The 12,673-nt window shown below is 68.5% G+C and carries 16 protein-coding genes; 9 read left to right on the top strand and 7 right to left on the bottom strand.

Features of this window, described 5'->3' with window-relative positions; all coding sequences use genetic code 11:
- Position 1: 1 nt before the first annotated feature.
- From FXF68_RS06230 to FXF68_RS06215, 4 genes are all read right to left on the bottom strand, one after another.
- On the bottom strand, positions 2-1,195 hold the full coding sequence (locus FXF68_RS06230) for a polysaccharide biosynthesis protein (protein ID WP_148757892.1): 1,194 nt from the start codon (positions 1,193-1,195) through the stop codon (positions 2-4).
- A 10-nt stretch (positions 1,196-1,205) separates the two neighbouring features.
- Positions 1,206-2,351, bottom strand: a complete 1,146-nt coding sequence (locus tag FXF68_RS06225) for a DegT/DnrJ/EryC1/StrS family aminotransferase (protein ID WP_148757891.1) — start codon at positions 2,349-2,351, stop codon at positions 1,206-1,208.
- Positions 2,352-2,448: 97 nt separating this feature from the next.
- Complete coding sequence (locus FXF68_RS06220; protein ID WP_148757890.1) at positions 2,449-3,849, bottom strand: YveK family protein; 1,401 nt, start codon at positions 3,847-3,849, stop codon at positions 2,449-2,451.
- A 127-nt stretch (positions 3,850-3,976) separates the two neighbouring features.
- Positions 3,977-4,639: a response regulator gene (locus tag FXF68_RS06215; RefSeq protein ID WP_148757889.1), complete on the bottom strand. Its 663-nt coding sequence runs from the start codon at positions 4,637-4,639 to the stop codon at positions 3,977-3,979.
- A gap of 272 nt (positions 4,640-4,911) precedes the next feature.
- Here FXF68_RS06215 and galE point away from each other — a divergent pair, with 272 nt between their 5' ends.
- Positions 4,912-5,916 carry a UDP-glucose 4-epimerase GalE gene (galE, locus tag FXF68_RS06210; protein ID WP_148757888.1) on the top strand — a complete coding sequence of 335 codons (1,005 nt, stop codon included), beginning with the start codon at positions 4,912-4,914 and terminating at the stop codon, positions 5,914-5,916.
- Between the two features lie 280 nt (positions 5,917-6,196).
- Here galE and FXF68_RS06205 read toward each other — a convergent pair whose 3' ends face one another.
- Both FXF68_RS06205 and FXF68_RS06200 read right to left on the bottom strand, forming a co-directional pair.
- The gene (locus FXF68_RS06205) at positions 6,197-6,574 is read right to left on the bottom strand and encodes a hypothetical protein (RefSeq protein WP_187437753.1); all 378 of its coding nucleotides are present in this window, start codon (positions 6,572-6,574) and stop codon (positions 6,197-6,199) included.
- Positions 6,553-6,951 (bottom strand): ATP-binding protein, encoded by a 399-nt coding sequence (locus tag FXF68_RS06200; protein WP_148757886.1) that lies wholly within the window; start codon positions 6,949-6,951, stop codon positions 6,553-6,555. Before FXF68_RS06200 ends, FXF68_RS06205 begins: the two co-directional genes overlap by 22 nt.
- Before the next feature lie 202 nt (positions 6,952-7,153).
- Between FXF68_RS06200 and FXF68_RS06195 the strand changes: the two genes are divergently transcribed.
- From FXF68_RS06195 to FXF68_RS06165, 7 genes are all read left to right on the top strand, one after another.
- Positions 7,154-7,957, top strand: a complete 804-nt coding sequence (locus FXF68_RS06195) for a helix-turn-helix domain-containing protein (protein WP_187437752.1) — start codon at positions 7,154-7,156, stop codon at positions 7,955-7,957.
- A complete protein-coding gene (locus FXF68_RS06190; RefSeq protein ID WP_148757884.1) occupies positions 7,948-8,133 on the top strand; it encodes a DUF397 domain-containing protein in 186 nt (61 codons plus the stop codon). Before FXF68_RS06195 ends, FXF68_RS06190 begins: the two co-directional genes overlap by 10 nt.
- Before the next feature lie 38 nt (positions 8,134-8,171).
- Positions 8,172-8,414 (top strand): DUF397 domain-containing protein, encoded by a 243-nt coding sequence (locus FXF68_RS06185; RefSeq protein WP_148757883.1) that lies wholly within the window; start codon positions 8,172-8,174, stop codon positions 8,412-8,414.
- Positions 8,415-8,458: 44 nt separating this feature from the next.
- The gene (locus tag FXF68_RS06180) at positions 8,459-8,638 is read left to right on the top strand and encodes a hypothetical protein (protein WP_246178352.1); all 180 of its coding nucleotides are present in this window, start codon (positions 8,459-8,461) and stop codon (positions 8,636-8,638) included.
- 23 nt (positions 8,639-8,661) lie between these two features.
- Positions 8,662-9,294, top strand: a complete 633-nt coding sequence (locus tag FXF68_RS06175; RefSeq protein ID WP_148757881.1) for a histidine phosphatase family protein — start codon at positions 8,662-8,664, stop codon at positions 9,292-9,294.
- A gap of 151 nt (positions 9,295-9,445) precedes the next feature.
- Complete coding sequence (locus FXF68_RS06170; RefSeq protein ID WP_148757880.1) at positions 9,446-9,904, top strand: hypothetical protein; 459 nt, start codon at positions 9,446-9,448, stop codon at positions 9,902-9,904.
- A gap of 472 nt (positions 9,905-10,376) precedes the next feature.
- Complete coding sequence (locus tag FXF68_RS06165) at positions 10,377-11,024, top strand: DUF4360 domain-containing protein (protein WP_148757879.1); 648 nt, start codon at positions 10,377-10,379, stop codon at positions 11,022-11,024.
- Positions 11,025-11,212: 188 nt separating this feature from the next.
- Here the strand turns inward: FXF68_RS06165 and FXF68_RS06160 are convergent, their stop codons facing one another.
- Positions 11,213-12,268: an LLM class flavin-dependent oxidoreductase gene (locus FXF68_RS06160; RefSeq protein ID WP_148757878.1), complete on the bottom strand. Its 1,056-nt coding sequence runs from the start codon at positions 12,266-12,268 to the stop codon at positions 11,213-11,215.
- Here FXF68_RS06160 and FXF68_RS44615 point away from each other — a divergent pair.
- Positions 12,212-12,598 (top strand): DUF397 domain-containing protein, encoded by a 387-nt coding sequence (locus FXF68_RS44615; protein WP_148758222.1) that lies wholly within the window; start codon positions 12,212-12,214, stop codon positions 12,596-12,598. The two genes, FXF68_RS06160 and FXF68_RS44615, sit on opposite strands and share 57 nt — an antisense overlap.
- Positions 12,599-12,673 lie beyond the last annotated feature (75 nt).

The following is a 12,673-nucleotide window of genomic DNA, read 5'->3' as shown; positions in this document are numbered from 1 at the left end:
CTCACAGGCGGGGAGGATCGGGGCTGCACCCGGCGTCGCAGAGCCGCGACGGCGCGGGCGGCCGCGGGTCGCCGGCGGGCGCCGGGCGCCGGACGGGGTGGTACTCGGGGAGCAGGCGGCGCAGCAGCAGCCGGACGGCGTCGTCGTCGCCCGCCCCGGCCGCGTCCTCCAGCTCGTCCAGGAGCTGGGGCAGCCCGGCGGGCGGCGCGGCGGGGCGGGTCGCCCAGATCTTCGGGTGCGCGGTGCGCAGCCGCCGCTCGGAGTCGGCGAACGCCTTCTCCGCGAGCTTCTCGCCGGGGCCGAGCCCGCTGAACCGGATCGTCACCTCGGGCAGCCTGAGCTGTTCGGCGTACCGGTGGACGAGGTCGACCACCGGGACGGGCCGTCCCATGTCCAGGACGAACGTCTCCGCCTCCTCCGCCATCGCCGCCGCCTCGATCAGCAGCCCGGCGGCCTCCGTCACCGTCATGAAGTGGCGCGCCACCTCGGGGTGGGTGATGGTGACGGTCTCGCCGGACGAGATCCGGTGCGCGAGCAGGCTGAGCAGCGGCTCCGCCTCGCCGATCACGTTCCCGACGCGGACGGCGGCGAAGCAGGTCGGGCCGCCGGTCGCCGTCCGCAGCAGCAGTTCCCCGAGCCGCATCGTCGCGCCGAGCACCGACGTCGGGTCGGCGGCCTTGTCCGACGACACGAAGACGAGCCGCCGCACGTCGTGCCGCACCGCGCAGTCGATGACGTGCCGGGTGCCGAGGACGTTCGCGGCGACGCCGCCGCACGGGTCCCGCTCGACGTCGGTGAGGTCGCTCCGCCCGGCGGTGTGGAACACCAGGTCGGGGCGGGCGTCCCGGACGAGCCCGGCGACGCCCGCCCCGTCCCGGACGTCCACCTCGGCGAGCGTCACCGGACCGCACGCCGGGTCCGCGAGGCACGCCGCGCCGAGCCGCTCCAGGGCCTCGCCGTCCTTGTCGGCGAGGCACAGCGACGCCGGTTCCAGCCGTCCGACCTGGCGGCACAGGGCGCGGCCGATCGTGCCGCACGCCCCGGTCACGAGCACCCGCCGGCCGCGCACGAGCCGCCGCCCGCGGTCGCCCGCGAGGACGACCTCGTCCCGTCCCATCAGCAGCGCCAGCGGGCTGACCGGGACGGGCGCCGGCGGCGGCGGGGCCGCGGCGCGGCGCGGCAGGAACCTGCGCACGGTCGGCCCCTCAGCCCCGGGTCCGCAGCGCCTCGGTGAGCGCGGCGACGACCCGGTCCTGCCCGTCCGCCGACAGCCCCGGATACAGCGGCAGCGACAGCAGTTCCTCACCGACCCGGTCGGTGACCGGCACCGCCGCGCACTCCTCCGCGCCGAGGATCGCCTGGTAGGCGGTCATCTGGTTCGCCGGGATGAAGTGCACGGACGTCGCGACGCCCGCCGCTTCGAGCTCCGCGCTGATCGCGTCCCGGTCCTGGACGCGGACCTGGTAGAGGTGCCAGGCGTGCGTGACGCCGTCGAGGTTCCGCTGCGGCAGGACGAGCCCCGGAAGTCCGTGGAGCGCCGAGTCGTAGCGGGCGACGAGGTCGGCGCGCTCCTTCTGCCAGCCGGGCAGCGCGGCGAGTTGCGCCCGCCCGATCGCGGACTGGACGTCCGTCATGTTCGCCTTCAGCCCGACCGTCTTCACGTCGTACCGCCAGCTCCCGCCGGGCAGGTAGCGCTTCCAGGAGTCCTTGCTCATCCCGTGCATGCGCATCGCGCGGACCCGGTCGGCGAACTCCTGGTCGGCGGACGCCACCGCGCCGCCCTCGCCGATCGGCATGTTCTTCGTCGCGTAGAAGGAGAAGCACGCGGCCTGCGACTCCGACCCGACCGGCTTGCCGTCCCGCTGCGCGCCGGGCCCGTGCGCCGCGTCCTCGACGACCCGGCTCCGGTCGAGGCCCGCCGCCTCGGCCAGCGCGGCGACGTCCACCGGGTACCCGCCCTGGTTCTGGACGATCATCGCCGCCGGCCGGGAGCGTTCCGCCGCGGCCGCGACGGTCGCCGGGCTCGGGACGAGCGTGTCCTCGTCGATGTCCACCAGCACGGGCCGGTGCCCCGCGTGCAGGATCGCGTTGATCGCGCCGCAGAACGTCAGGCTGGGGGTCAGAACGACCGAGCCGGGCGGCAGGTCGAGCGCGCGCAGGCACAGTTCGATCGCCGTCGTGCAGGACGCGACCATCACCACGTGCGCGGCGCCGAGGTAGTCGGCGAACTCCTGCTCGAACGCGGCCGTCTGCGGCCCCGTCGTGATCCATCCCGAGTCGAGCACCTTGACGACGGCGTCGGACACCTCGCCGGCCACCGACGGGACCGTGAACGGAACGGACGAACTCATGGACCACCCCTTGATCTAGCGGAACGAGAAGGCTCTACGGACGCGGTGCTTACGGGAGCGGCTCCTAGGGGACGCGGGCTCTTACGGGACGCGGGCTCTACGGGACGCGGCGTTTCCTCGGCGTCGCGGACTTGCGGGACGTGCCGACGACCCCGAGCAGCGGCCACCCGGACGCGGCGACCAGGTCCCGCACCGTCTCCAGCCCGGCGACCGTCGTCACCGGGCCGACCGCCACCACCACGCCGACCTCGTCGTCGGCGCCGGGGTCGATGTCCTCGAAGGCGTGCACGTGGCACAGCTGCCGGACCGGGACGGGCTGCGTGGTCTCCGTCGACGTCACGGCGGCGGGCTTCTTCGCCAGCACCGCCGTCCCCGGCCGCGCCCGCACCACCGACGTGCTCTTCCCGGTGGACCCGCTGCTGTTCAGCGACGGCCCGTCGCCGCCCTTCCCGGACGGCCCGTCGTCGTCATTGCCGTCGTCTTCGTCGCGTCCCGGCTGGGCGGTGGTGGTGGTGACGACCTTCGTCGCGTCCCCGTACACGGCCGCCGCCACCGACGACACCAGCTCGGCGGGCAGCGGGCCGGGCGCGCCGACCAGCGTGACCCGTCCGACGCCCTCCTTCTTCGCGGCGAGCCGGACGCGGCGGCCGAGGTCGGCGAGCTGCGCGGGTCCCTGGTCGGCCCAGCCGAGCAGCGGCACCCCGAGCCGCCGCGCGACCCGCCGCTGCCCCGGGATCGTCGGCCGGACCATCTCCGCGACCACCGCGATCAGGATCCCGCCGATCAGCCCGACGAGGCCGGCGATGGCGGACATCATCACCACCGGGTCCGACTTCGGCGCGAGCACCGCGGGCTGGACGACCGACGCCGTTCCCGCCGACATGAGCTGCGTCTGCAGGTCGGAGCGGTTCGAGCGCAGGTCGGTCAGCTCCGCCTGGACGCGCTCCCGCTCGTTCGCCGCGCCGATGTCCGGGTTCGGCTGCGCGCCCGCCCGCCGCGACAGCGGGCCGAGCCGCCGCTCCAGCGTCCGGACCCGCGCGTCGATCTCGTCGATCTGCTGCTTGATCGATCCCTGGTTCGACTGGTTGATCTCCCGGACGACCTCCGTGCCGATCGCGTCGGTCAGCTTCCGCGCGACGGCGGGATCGGCGTCCTTCACCGACAGCTCGACGACCGTGGACGTGCCGAGACCGGTCACGCCGATCGCCTTCGCGACCTTCGCCGTCGAACGGTCCACACGCTGCGCGCGCACCACCCTGGACAGCAGGTTCTCGCTGGTCGCGAACGCCTTCACCTGGCTGACCACGATGCTCACGCCCGCGTCCCCGGGCGCCGCGTCCGTCGCCTTGCTGCTCGCCTGCAGCCGCGACTTCGCCACCGACGGCGGCTCCTGCCCGCTCATCAGCAGCGCCACCAGCGTCAACGGGAGAACCGTCATGACCAGCAGCAGCGCCCAGTAGGTGCGGACCACCCGCGCCGCGACTTCGTCGATCTCCACGATCATTCCTCCGGCTTCGTCACGGCGAGCGTAGGAACGCGGCTATTCGCCGCAATCGCCCAAAAGACGACCCCGGCCTACGCTGTTTGCACCAGGGCCCACCGGTTCGGGCCCACCGGTTTCCGGCCTACCGGTGCGACGGGCGCATACCGGCGCGCATCGCGAGCGTGATCGCCTCCAGCGCGGAATGCAGGTCGAGCTTCGCCAGCAAGTTCTGCGTGTGTGTCCGGACGGTGTTCGCCGACAGCCCGAGCCGGTCCGCGATCTCGGCGCGGCCGAGGCCGTCCACCATGCACTGGAGGACCTCGCGCTCGCGCGGCGTCAGCTCCGCCAGCAGTTGCGCCCCGGCGTCCGGCGCGGCCTCCTCGGTGCGGAGCCGCCGCAGGACCTCGCCCAGCACGTCCGGCGGGATCCACCCGCCCTTGCGCGCCGCCGACCTGATCACCCGGGCGACCATGTCGGCGCCCTCGGTCTTCTCCAGCCAGCCCACCGCGCCGCCCCGGACGGCCTGCACCAGCGCGTCCAGCCCGCTCGTCGCGGTCAGCACCACGACCCGGACGTCCGGATGCGTCTCGCTGACCTGTTCCAGCACGTCGAAGCCGCTCTCCGCGCCCAGCGTCAGGTCGAGGACGAGCACCCGCGGGCGCTCGGTGGCGACGAGCGCGAGGGCGCGCCGCACGTCGGCGGCGATCGGCAGGATCACGAGGTCTGGCTCGCGTCCGAGCCGGGCGGCGAGCGCCTCGGCGAAGAGCGCGTGATCGTCCACGATGAGGACGCGGATCGGTTCCATGCACCGAAGATGACCGCTGCGGACGCGCGGCGGATCCTGCAAATGCTGTACTGCGTCCGTCCTGTTCCGGCGGGGTTCGGGTTGTTTCGCGCACCTCCGTTCCGCGCGGGCGACGCGCGCGGAGGTCGCGTGCGCGGACGCCGCCCCGCGCCGCCGGGTTCACCCTCGTCCGGTCCCGGTCACCTGGAGTTCCGGCCGTTGACCGACCGCGATCGCCTGCTGATCCTGGCCGTGACCGATTAGGGGACGTACTGGCCGTACCAGGGGAACAAATGAAAGTCCTGATCACCGGGGGAGCCGGATTCATCGGCAGCACCATCGCCTCCGCCTTCGCCGAACGCGGCGTCACACCCGTGGTGCTCGACAGCCTGGTCACGGGCCGCTCCGAGTTCGCCGACGGGAAGATCTTCTACCGGGGCGACATCGGCGACGGCGACCTCGTCGACGAGATCTTCCGCGACCATCCCGACATCGCCGCGACCGTCCACTGCGCGGCGCTGATCGTCGTGCCCGACTCGATGACGGACCCGCTCCGGTACTACCGGGTCAACCTGTCCAAGACCCTCGACCTCGCCGGGCACCTCGTCCGCAACGGCTGCAACCGGATGATCTTCGCGTCCACCGCCGGGATGTACCGTCCCGAGCCCGACCTGTCGGTCACCGAGACGTCCGAGCTCGAACCGCAGAACCCGTACACCCGCTCGAAGATGATGGCGGAGCTGCTGTTGCAGGACTTCTGCAAGGCTTATGACCTGAGGGTGATCTCCCTCCGCTACCTGAACCCGATCGGCGCCGACCCGCGGCTGCGCACCGGCCTGCAGAACAGCAAGCCCACGCACGCGCTCGGCAAGATGATCGAGTGCCACACCAACGGCGTCCCGTTCACGATCACCGGAGTGGACTGGGAGACCCGCGACGGCACCGCGATCCGCGACTACATCCACGTGTGGGACATCGCCCGAGCCTTCTACGAGTCGGTCAACCGCTTCGACGCGATCGTCCCGCCGCTCGGCGACACGCCCCGCTACCAGGTGATCAACCTGGGCACCGGCGATGGGACGACCGTCCGCGAACTGGTGGCCGCTTTCCGCGAAGTCGTCGGCGACGGTTTCCAGGCGGTGGACGCCCCGGCCCGTCCCGGCGACGTCGTCGGCGCCTTCGTGAACCCGGCGAAGGCCCTGGAACTGCTCGGCTGGAAGCCCGAATACACCATCGAGGACGCCATCCGCCATTCCCTCCAATGGGCCGAGAGGCGCCGCGACCTGGACGTGGCCTGAGACCCGCCCGCACGGGCCTGTTCGGTCCTTCCACGGAGCGGATGGACCGAACAGGCCGGCGGCGCGCTCATCTCCGCCGCCGGAAAGGTCGTCCAGCCCAAGTCCCATCCGGCCGCCGCGCATCCTGGGAAAGGGCCTCACAAAGCCTTTCGGCCAGCTCGCTTGCGGTCCGAGGGTCAACACGCCGGTCGGGAACGAACGCCCATAACGAGGCGCTGCAAACACCGTCCCAAAGGCGGCCCCAGGAACCAGAGACACGGGACATCATCGCTCTCCGCCCCTACCAGGTGGACGGAAACATTCGGTGTTTCAGGAGAGCATCGACCCGCTCAGCGGCGTATTGAGCATCACCGCACGGGCACAAGTATCCGTACTCGCCGCGCCGGGCCTCGTAATAGGCCCAGGCCCCACCGTCCATAGCGCGAACGGTAACAGCGACCCGCACATGCCCCTGCACGCCGAACACGAACACCCACAACAGCAGCGGACGCCCCGGGAGTTCGGCGGCTTGATAGAGCTTGATATGCCGGTATCCCTTGGACGCGAGAGCGACCGCGAGCCCGTCGAGATGCCCGACGACCGCGCCGCGTCCCGGCCGCCCGCGCCACCGCAGCAACCGCCGACCGCTTTCGCGGTTCATCGAGCGCAGCGGGCCCATACGACCTTGCCCTCCCCGCCGATCCGCCGGACACCCCAGTCGTGGACGAGCTGCGCCATCAGCAACAACCCGCGCCCGTCCTCCGCGTCGTCGTTCTCGCTCCGGACCACGGGCTGCGCGATCCCCTCGTCCCACACCTCGATGACCGTGAGGTCGAGGCCGACATCCGGCAGGACGCGCACAATGATGCGCCCGACCCCGACGTGCTTGTAAGCGTTGGTCACCAGCTCGGTGACGACGACGCGCCCCACGAAGTCGTCGCCAAGCCCGAGCTCGGCGAACCGCTGCGTCAGGTAGCGCCGCGCTTTCGCAGGCGCGTACTCGGACGACTCCAGAACAAGCGCCGGTGACTCCGGCGCGACCAGTACCGCTGGCATCGGTGACCCCTCCAGCCTGGACAACGGCTGATCCCGAACGGGCCCAACACCCCAAACCAGAAGTACCCGCCGCAATCACCCTCTGTTACTGAACGAACACCATGAAGCCACAAGAAGGCGTACGTTACTGATGACTGCGGCAGCACCCGCATTCCGGTTGCATTTGTTAGCGACGAAGTTGCGCCTAGGACGGGAGATCAAGATGGCCGACAGCAGTCACAACAGCAAAGACAGCCCCGAACTCCGGACCTTCGGCTTAGAAGTCAGGCGGTTGCGCGAAGCGGCAGGACTCAACCAGACGGAACTGGCCACACTGGTACGAGTCTCGCGCGCCTACATCAGCCATGTCGAACGCGGCAAGACCCGCTGCCGCCTCGACTTCGCCAAGCGGCTGGACGGTGCGCTGCATGCGAACGGTGAGATCGTGGAGGCATGGAACGACCTGGTCGAGGCGATCAAGTCGATCAAGTATGCCACCCACTTCGTCGACTTCCCGAAGGCGGAGTTGACAGCCAACGTGATCCGCGTCTACGAGACGCACATAGTGAATGGGCTGTTTCAGAGCGAAGCTTACGCGAGCGCAATCCTCAAGAGCCCCGAAGCCGTTGCCACCAGGATGAAGAGGCAGAAGCAGGTCCTGAGCGCCCCGGCGCCCAAGATCTTCGTGGTCCTGGAGGAGAGCATCCTGCTTAGGCAGGTCGGCGCAGTGGACGTCATGCGGGAGCAACTTGAATACCTCGTTGAACTGTCGTATCGAGACGGCATCCGGCTCCAGATCCTCCCGACCGTCTACGTAGAGGAGGCGCGGGCTGCCTTCGCGATCGCGACCCAGGCGGACCGTCGCGAGGCCACGTACATCGTCACCGCGACGAAAGGTGTGACCAGCGCAGACCCGGCAGACCTAGCCACTCTGAACGAAACGTTCGCTAGTCTTCAGGCAGAGGCCCTCAACGTGAGGGAGAGCCGAGCGTTGATTAGAAGGGTGATTGACGAGAGATGGACCTGACCAAAGCCGCATGGCGCAAAGCTTCACGCAGCACAGTCCAGAACGACAATTGCGTCGAGGTTGCTGGGGCCCCATACATCGTGGCGTTCCGTGACAGCAAGGACCCCAATGGGCCCAAGCTCATCATCAGCAACAGTGACTTCCGGAACCTCGCCAACGTCCTCAAGAACATCTAGCCCGGCTTGTTGATTAGTAAGCAAAGTCATGAGGCGACATGAATCTGAGTAACGTCATCTGGCGCAAGGCATCGCGGAGTCACGCTGATGGAGACGCTTGCATTGAAGTCGGGGTGTGGCGCAAAGCTTCGCGGAGCACGGCAGAGGGTGACAACTGTGTCGAGGTTGCTGGTGCCCCGAACATCGTGGCGTTCCGCGACAGCAAGGATCCCGACGGTCCCAAACTCATCCTCAGCGCCAGCGACTTCCGGAACTTTGCTAACGCCCTCAAGAACCTCTAACGGAGCTAGCGATCTTCACCTATGAGTTCGGCACTATCGAGTGGTTGTGGGACCAGGAGACCATCCAGGTCAACCTTCCCGGGGACTACGAGGAGATGTATCACGGCAACCACAAGGAGATAGTGACCCTACTCTCCGATCTCGGCAGTCAGGGCTGGGACGTGGCGTCCTGCTCCAGCACCGGAAACTGGCTCTTCTGGACGCTCCGCCGCCACCGCGCCTAGAGCCCGCCCGAGGGACAAGCCGCATGAGCGATCGCCTTCGCATCTGGTGCCTGCGGCACGCCGAATCGGCGAACGTCATCACCGGCACCGCCGGAGTCGTTCCGGCCGCGCCATTGACCGAGCGCGGTCGCCACCAAGCCCTCGCGGCAGCTCGGCTACTCGCAGACGAGCCGATCACCCAGATCTACTCCAGCACGGGGGTCCGGGCAAGGCAGACCGCAGAGCACCTGACGTCCCTGCCAGCTCTCACCGTCACGGCGATGCCAGAGCTGAACGAGGTCGGCATCGGCAGGCACGAGGGAACCACCGATCCGGCGATCCGCGCACGAACCGCAGAGGTTCTTCACGCCTGGATCGTCCAGCAGAACTTAGACCAACGGGTCTCAGACGGCGAGACGGGACACGACGTCCTCGCCCGCATGACGGCGACCCTCAGGAAGATCGCCGCAGCCCACCCCGGGGAGACCGTTGTCGTAGTCGGCCATGTCGCGAGCCTCACCATCACGCTCGCACGACTATGCGCCCTCGGCTCCCAGGTCTGGGGCACGCCCCTGCCCCACGCCCGCCCCTTCCTGGTCGAGTGGGACGGTCAAGCCTGGCACTGCCCAGCCTGGCCCGAAGCAGACGCGCCCGCCGAACATCGTCACGCCCCGTGACAGCACAGCCCCCAACGGGCCGATGCTCGTTTGAGCAGCGCCAGATGCAGGCGTCCCCGCACGTCATCCGCTCGCCGGTCTCGCGCGAACCATGACCGGCGGTTCACGTTTCCGCCGCTGAATCGTCCGTGACCAGCGAAAAGGAAAGCCCATGAGCCGAAGAACCGTCCTCGCGCCGGCGACCCTTCTGACGGCGGTGTTCCTCGCGCTCGTCGCGATGGTCGGGGCCTACGCTCCCCAGTCAGACGCGTCGGGGCCGACCGCGCGCATCGTGCAGAGCACCACGACGCTCGGCACGACGAACCGGGCCGCGGCCGCCTCCGACTTCGTCATCAAGTCGTTCGCGTGCTCGTCGAAAGTCCAGGAGGGAAAGACAGTAATCTTCTGTAAGGCAGAATGGGTCGGAGGCAAGGCCCCGTTCACTCCGAAATTCAAGGTCAACCTCACATTCTTCGACCCGGTACTGAGATTCTGGAACGAAACCCGGACCGCGGAATACACGTTCAGGTGCCTCGGCGGCATGGAGTACGTCGTGACCCTGAGCATCGGCGACATCGACGGCAGGGAAACCCCGACCCAGGGACGTTACGTCATTTGCGGCAACCAGTGACTCGGCTGGATTGACCGGCGAATTGGTCGGCGGCGAGTGATGGAAGTCGGTCCCACGCGCCGGGTACGGCGGCGCGTGGGGACCTGCAATCCGGGTAAGTCGGCCGCACCGACCGGCGTCTGTTAAAGAGATGGCACGGGAGCGCTCCATGGAGGGCGCTGCGACCACTTCCGGCCGTTTGTGAACGTGTGAACTTCCTGCTCATAGCCCTATAGTGATCTTGAAAGGCTACTTGGAACGGTTCTTTGTCAAAGAGTCGGCATTGACGCTCGATAATCGATGATCAAGGCGAGATGAGACCCGACTCCACCTGGCAATTGCCGCATGTCGGAAAGTTGAAAAGCTCTGATTGACGGTACTTGACCATAAAAGTTACTATTCAAGTAGATCCCGGATCTGTCTTCAACGGCGACGTCCGTTCACCCCAGATACCCGACGCCGTCTCCCACGTCTCCCCCGAGTAAGGAATAGCATGCGCAAAGGGATCGCCTTATCCACGGCTGCCGCAGCGTTAGCCATGACCGCCGCGTCGGTCACGCCCGCCGCCGCGTCCGAGCATCTGCTGGCTCACGGCCCGACCGGAATCACCATCGATGTCATAAGCTACAACGGCAGTGGTTGTCCGAAGGACAGCGCCTCGCCCGCCATAGCGTCCTCCGCCGACTCGTTCACGGTCACCTACGCCAAGTACATCGCCCAGGCGGGCGGTACGGTCTCGCCCGTCGAAGCCCGCAAGAGCTGCCAGCTCATCCTGAACGTCCACGTCCCGCATGGGTTCAGCTACGCCGTCTCGACGACGGAACACCGGGGCTACGCCTCCCTGCTATCCGGGGCGAGCGGCACACAGGTCGCCAGCTACTACTTCATGGGCCATCCGGAGACCGCGGAGACCTCACATCCCCTCACCGGCCCCATCAAGAAGAACTGGCAGTTCAACGACGCCGTGACGTTCACGCAGCTCGTATGGTCGCCATGCGGCGAGGAGCGGTTCTTCAACATCAAGACCGAAGTGCGGGTAGAGCCGGGGACCGACAAGACGAAGGTCAGCTTCGTCGGTGTGGACTCCCTCGACAACACCATCAAGACGACCTACCGCTACACCTGGAAGACCTGCCCGTAATCGGGCCGCCCGTCTCCAAGCAACTTCCTACGGAAGGGACAAGGGTCCATGCGTGAGGGAGTGGTCTGCCTCTCCGCTCTCGCGTTGACCGCGGGCCTTCCCCCCGCGGTGTCGGCGGCGGCGGCGTCGAACGCCTCCGCCGCCCCCGGGGCCCACCACCGCCCGGCATTAGGGCGGTTCAAAGCTCCTTAGCTGAGAAGTTCGGCTAGCTGGGCCATCTCGCTCGGTGGATCGATCACCGGCTGGATGAGCAGCTCGTCCACGCCGGCCTGTTGCAGAGCGGCAATGCGCGCGCGAAGGTCATCGCGAATGCCGACCAAGGCCAGCGTGTTCATCAGCGAGGGCAGGATCAGGTCACGGTCCTGTGGCGCGATGCGTCCGAGATAGTTGGGATAGAGCTTGGTGTACCGGTCAGGTGCGTCCGCAGCGGTGCCGCGTCGATCCAGGAGCCGCCGCACCGCCGCGCGTTCAACGGGGCCGAGCTGGTCGGCAAAGGCGGGCGCGTCGGCGGCGAAGGCCAGCAGCGACAGGACGAGGTGACCGGTCGCGTCCCGGGCCGCATCGCTGTCGGCGGCCTCGCCACCGTCGAGGACGTGCAGCGCGGTCACCAGATAGGAGTCCGCCCGAGGTTGCGTGCGGCGGGAGCCGGGCTCGTGGGCGGCGTTACGGCTGACATCGAGGAGCGCGCGCCAGGCGGTGGGATCCATCAGGCCGAAGGAGATCAGGCCGGTGCCGCGACGACCTGCGACGGCGGCGGCCTTCGGCCCCAGCGCGGCCACGACGAACTCGATCGGGTCGGCCGTGTTCGCCTGCGCCCCAGCGTGCAGAAAACGAACGTCGCGCACCCGGTCACCTTCGCGGTACTCGACGGTGCGTCCGGCACAAAGCCCCTGCAATTGGGCGAGGAAAGTCTCCACCGTAGCCGCCGTGGTCGGCCGCATGCCCAGCGTGCGCCGGGCGGTGTTCCCCGTCCCGACTCCGCAGATGATCCGTCCCGGTGCCAGCGCATTGAGACTGGCGAACCCACTGGCGGCGGCCGGGGCCGAGCGCAGCGCCGGTGAGGTCACCCCGATGCCGAGCTTGATCCGCCCGGTGGCCTTCGCGCACAGGCTCAAGGCAACAAAGGGGTCACCGTGAACCATCGGTGTGTCGTTGACCCAAAAACTGTCCAGCCCCAGCCTCTCGGCATGGACGGCAAGCTCCTCGACACCGGGCTGCGCGGTGACCACAACACCTGCACGCATAGAAACCTCCGAGCCACGAGGACCGCAACGCACTCAGCCTGTCAGCTCGCCGGCTCTGCACGCTCACCCTTACCTAGCTCTACACTTCCAGGAGGAGACCCACAGCAGTCGTCAGGCAGCATGGGTTTGTGTGAAGCGTCGTGGCGCAAGGCATCTCGAAGCCATGAGGACGGCGACGCATGTGTCGAGGTGGCGCCCACCCAAAGCCCCGTGGCGTGGAAGCAGGCATCCCGTAGCAACGGTTCAGGGGGCGCCTGCATCGAGATGGCCTCGACCACGGGGGCAGTTGGCATTCGGGACAGCAAGAACCCAGCGGTCCGACCGTCGTGATGAGCCGCTACGACTTCCGCCGCCTCGCCGAGGCGCCCAAGGCTCACTGACGGCGGACGGTCAGGTTGTGACCCC

The sequence above is a fragment of the Actinomadura decatromicini genome (genome assembly GCF_008121305.1).
In the GTDB taxonomy this organism is placed as follows: Bacteria; Actinomycetota; Actinomycetes; order Streptosporangiales; family Streptosporangiaceae; genus Spirillospora; species Spirillospora syzygii.
The sequence above is the reverse complement of the archived record's forward strand: the minus strand, read 5'-3'. Positions and strand labels throughout refer to the sequence as shown.

Excerpts from the sequence above, each read along its gene's own strand:
- FXF68_RS06225 (WP_148757891.1), bottom strand. The coding sequence starts at position 2,351 with ATGAGTTCGTCCGTTCCGTTCACGGTCCCGTCGGTGGCCGGCGAGGTG.
- FXF68_RS06215 (WP_148757889.1), bottom strand. The coding sequence starts at position 4,639 with ATGGAACCGATCCGCGTCCTCATCGTGGACGATCACGCGCTCTTCGCC.
- galE (WP_148757888.1), top strand. The coding sequence starts at position 4,912 with ATGAAAGTCCTGATCACCGGGGGAGCCGGATTCATCGGCAGCACCATC.
- FXF68_RS06205 (WP_187437753.1), bottom strand. The coding sequence starts at position 6,574 with ATGGGCCCGCTGCGCTCGATGAACCGCGAAAGCGGTCGGCGGTTGCTG.
- FXF68_RS06200 (WP_148757886.1), bottom strand. The coding sequence starts at position 6,951 with ATGCCAGCGGTACTGGTCGCGCCGGAGTCACCGGCGCTTGTTCTGGAG.
- FXF68_RS06195 (WP_187437752.1), top strand. The coding sequence starts at position 7,154 with ATGGCCGACAGCAGTCACAACAGCAAAGACAGCCCCGAACTCCGGACC.
- FXF68_RS06190 (WP_148757884.1), top strand. The coding sequence starts at position 7,948 with ATGGACCTGACCAAAGCCGCATGGCGCAAAGCTTCACGCAGCACAGTC.
- FXF68_RS06185 (WP_148757883.1), top strand. The coding sequence starts at position 8,172 with ATGAATCTGAGTAACGTCATCTGGCGCAAGGCATCGCGGAGTCACGCT.
- FXF68_RS06175 (WP_148757881.1), top strand. The coding sequence starts at position 8,662 with ATGAGCGATCGCCTTCGCATCTGGTGCCTGCGGCACGCCGAATCGGCG.
- FXF68_RS06170 (WP_148757880.1), top strand. The coding sequence starts at position 9,446 with ATGAGCCGAAGAACCGTCCTCGCGCCGGCGACCCTTCTGACGGCGGTG.
- FXF68_RS06165 (WP_148757879.1), top strand. The coding sequence starts at position 10,377 with ATGCGCAAAGGGATCGCCTTATCCACGGCTGCCGCAGCGTTAGCCATG.
- FXF68_RS44615 (WP_148758222.1), top strand. The coding sequence starts at position 12,212 with ATGGACGGCAAGCTCCTCGACACCGGGCTGCGCGGTGACCACAACACC.
- FXF68_RS06160 (WP_148757878.1), bottom strand. The coding sequence starts at position 12,268 with ATGCGTGCAGGTGTTGTGGTCACCGCGCAGCCCGGTGTCGAGGAGCTT.